Below are 3780 nucleotides of genomic sequence, written 5' to 3'. Positions count from 1 at the left end.
GGCGGTGGTCAGGCCGCCGGCGATGTTGGCGGTGGTCAGCGCGCCGATCTGCGCGGTGCCGATCGCGGCCACCTGGGCGGTCGACAGGGCGGCGATGCCGGCGGTCTTCAGCAGGGCCAGGTCGGCGGTTTCGAGGGCCGCGACGGACGCGGTCGACAGCGAGCTCACCTGGGCGGAGGTCAGCGCGCCGGCTTGCGCGGTCGACAGGCCGATCACCTGCGCGCTGGTCAGCGACGCCACCTGGCCGGTGGTCAGGCTGGCGATCACATTGGACTTGAGGGCGGCCAGGTCAACGGTTTCCAGCGCGGCGACGCTGGCGGTCGACAGGGCGGCCACCTGGCGGCTGGTCAGCGCGGCGGCCTGGTCGCTGCCAAGGGCGACCACCTGGGCGGTGGTCAGGGCGGTGGCGACGTTGGCGGTGGACAGCGCGCCGATCTGGGCGGAGGTCAGCGCGGCGACCTGGTTGGTCGACAGCGCGCCCACCTGGGCCGAGGACAGTCCGGCGATGGCGCTGGTTTTCAGGACGGCGACGTCGGCGCTGCCGATGGCGTTCAGGCTGGCGGTGGACAGGGCCACCACCTGGGCCGAGCTGAGCGCGGCGGCCTGGCGGGTGGTCAGCGCGGCGGCCTGGGCGGTGGACACCAGGCCGTTGGCCAGGTTGGCGGTGGTCAGGGCGCTGATCTGGGCGCTGGACAGGCCCGGGAGCTGGGCCGAGGTCAGCACGCTCATCTGCGCCGTGGTCAGGCCGGCGATGGCGCTGGTGCGCAGCACGCCGAGGTCGGCCGATTCCAGCGCCGCGATGTTGGCCGTGGACAGGGCGGCGACCTGGGCGCTCGACAGCGTCGCGGCCTGGGCCGTGGTCAGCGCCTGCACCTGGGCCGTGGTCAGCCCGAGCGCGATGTCATTGGTGTTCAACGCCGCGATCTGCTTCGTGGTCAGCCACGAAACCTGGGACGAGGTCAGATCGGCCACGTCCCCCGTTTCGAGACTCGCGACGAACTGCGTCGTCATTGCCTGGATCTGCGCTGAAGTCCAACCGGATGCCACGCCCATTTTGTTTCTCCCTAGCCTTATCGTCGTGCCCGGAAGCGCGCTGGCGCTGCCGGTTCAATGTCTTACGTGTCGTTTTTCCGGTACAAGCCTGACTGCACCGGGCAATAAATCCTTACGACTCTTAACGACATTGTGCCGATGAACTTTAGTGGAAACGAAGAAATTTGTTTCCGCAGTACATCATTGATAAGTTTACGAGGGGTAAACGCGACAGGTGAGAGACTCAGTATGAAAGGCTTGCCAACTATCTGAGCCGTTTGATGATTTCCGATAAACGATAAGGTTTGGAAACAAAGGTGAAGCGGTCGATCGGCATGTCGGCAGCGAGGAGGGCCGGCTGCGGGTAGCCCGAGGCCAGCACGATCTTGGTGGCCGGATACTGGTCCTTGACCTGCGCCGCCAGCTCCACGCCGCTCATCCCCGGCATCATGATGTCCGAGAACAGCACGTCTATATTCGGCGTGCGTTCAAGAATCTTGAGGGCATCGTGGCCGTTGGCGGCAGTCAGCACCTCGTAGCCGAGGCTGCGGAACAGTTCCGCGGCCACGTCCATCAGGTCCGGCTCGTCCTCGACGATCAGCACCCGTTCCAGGTCCGTGTGGGGGGCCGGCTCTTCCGCCACCCCGTCGTACACCGGCAGGTACATCCGGAAGGTGGTGCCCTGCCCGACTGCGCTTTCCACTTCGATATCGCCGCCGGACTGGGCGATGAAACCATGCACCTGCGCCAGCCCGAGCCCGGTGCCGCGCCCAACCGGCTTGGTGGTGAAGAAGGGCTCGAACACGCGGCGCCGCACCTCGGGGGGCATGCCGGTCCCGGTGTCCGCCAGGCAGATGCGCACATAGCGGCCGGGCGGCAGGGTGCCGACCTGGTGCGTGGCCAGGCTCACGTTGGCGGTGGTCAAGTGCAGCTGGCCGCCGTCCGGCATGGCGTCGCGCGCGTTGACCACCAGGTTCAGCAGGGCGGCCTCGAAGCGCGCCTCATCCACCAGCACGTTCCCGATGTCGGTGGACAGGTCGAGCTCGAAATGGATGGCCGAGGACAGCGCCCGCTGCAGCACGGCCTCGAAGCCCATGATCAGCTGGTTCAGGTTGTGCAAGGTCGGCGCCAGCGGCTGCTGCCGGGCGAACGACAGCAGCTGCTGGGTCATGGTGGAGCCGCGGTCGATCGCGCGGCGCATGCTCTCCAGCACCTTGCGGTCGCCCGGGTACTGGGTGCGGATCAGGTCCAGGCCGGAGGACAGCACTGACAGCAGGTTATTGAAGTCGTGCGCGATGCCGCCGGTCAACTGGCCGATCGCCTCCATCTTCTGCGACTGGAACAGGGCGGCGCGGGCCTGCTCCAGGGCCTCGCCGGCGGCACGCTTTTCGGTGATGTCGCGGGTGATCTTGGCAAAGCCGATCAGCTGGCCATGCTCGTCGCGGATCGCATCGAGCACCACGTGGGCCCAGAACCGGGTGCCGTCCTTGCGCATGCGCCAGCCTTCGCCTTCGAACTTGCCGTCGCGCGCGGCCTGGGCCAGCACCTGCTGCGGCCGCCCGGCGGCCTGCTCCTCGGGGGTATAGAACATGCCGAAGCTCTGGCCGATCACTTCGTGGGCCGCATAGCCCTTGATGCGTTCGGCACCGGCGTTCCAGTTGGTCACCTGGCCGGCGGGCGACAGCATATAGATGGCGTAGTCCGTCACCCCCTGCACCAGGATGCGGAAGCGCTGCTCGCTGGCCAGCAGCTCCTCCTGCATCAGGCGCTGCTCGGTGATGTCGCGCGTGATCTTGGCGAAGCCGACCAGCGAGCCGTCCGGCGCATAGACCGGATCGATCACCACATTGGCCCAGAAGCGGGTGCCGTCCTTGCGTACGCGCCAGCCCTCGCTCTCGAACTTGCCTTCCGCCAGCGCCGTGGCCAGGGCGCGCGCGGGCAGCCCGGCAGCCCGGTCTTCGGGCGTGTAGAACTGGGAAAAATGCGTGCCGATCACTTCCTGCGCCGTGTAGCCCTTGAAGCGCTCGGCGCCGGTGTTCCAGCTGCTGATATAGCCCTGCGGATCGATCAGGTAGATCGCGTAGTCGCGGATGCCCGACACCAGCAGCTCGAAGCGCTGCTCATGCGTGATGTTGCCGTTCGGTGCGGGGGTCGCCGTCATCGGGGCAGGGAATTTCCTCTTGCCAATGGATGGGAAAATTGTACACCCGGACCTGATCCCTGGCGGCCGGCGGCGTATCGTGCGCGCGCACATACACCGGCGGCCGCCACGGGCCGCCGGGCCGCGGGCGGGGGGACCTTACTTCTTCTTGGTCTCGCCGTGTTCGCGGCGCTGCTTGTTGACGATCCGGGCCGCGACCTCTTCCTCCCGGCCGGGGTAGCGGTGCTCCTTCTTGAACTCGGTCTTCAGTTCCTTGTATTCACGTTCACGTTTGGGGCTGGCTCCTGTGGGCATGATGTCCTCCATCGGTTGGTATCGAGTGGGGACAGGCTACTGCGCATACCCGGTGGTGTTCGTGCGATGGCGAACCCAGAAGGACAAATCCCCGCAGCGCGGTGGCGGTGCGGGGACCTCAAGAGTCTGAATCGGCGATCAGGACGGCTGTCACCGTCCCAATCTGCAAAAAGCCACTCATCGAGCGGCTTATTTTTCAATTAGAACGGGATATCGTCGTCCATGTCCGAGAAATTCGGCGCCGGACGGGGTGCCGGGCGCGCGGCCGGAGCCGGCGGCGCCTGGCGCTGCGG

General features: G+C 66.7%; 2 protein-coding genes and 1 pseudogene. All 3 read right to left on the bottom strand.

The features are described 5' to 3' along the window. Nucleotides 1-1011: pseudogene (locus tag E4L96_RS24540) on the bottom strand (heme utilization protein); the annotation flags it as partial. 286 nt (nucleotides 1012-1297) lie between these two features. Continuing rightward, nucleotides 1298-3193: a hybrid sensor histidine kinase/response regulator gene (locus E4L96_RS05075; RefSeq protein WP_135206135.1), complete on the bottom strand. Its 1896-nt coding sequence runs from the start codon at nucleotides 3191-3193 to the stop codon at nucleotides 1298-1300. Between the two features lie 138 nt (nucleotides 3194-3331). Then, on the bottom strand, nucleotides 3332-3487 hold the full coding sequence (locus tag E4L96_RS23545) for a hypothetical protein (protein ID WP_167758604.1): 156 nt from the start codon (nucleotides 3485-3487) through the stop codon (nucleotides 3332-3334). Nucleotides 3488-3780 lie beyond the last annotated feature (293 nt).

This window comes from Zemynaea arenosa (assembly GCF_004614185.1).
GTDB lineage: Bacteria > Pseudomonadota > Gammaproteobacteria > Burkholderiales > Burkholderiaceae_D > Telluria > Telluria arenosa.
The sequence above is the reverse complement of the archived record's forward strand: the minus strand, read 5'-3'. Positions and strand labels throughout refer to the sequence as shown.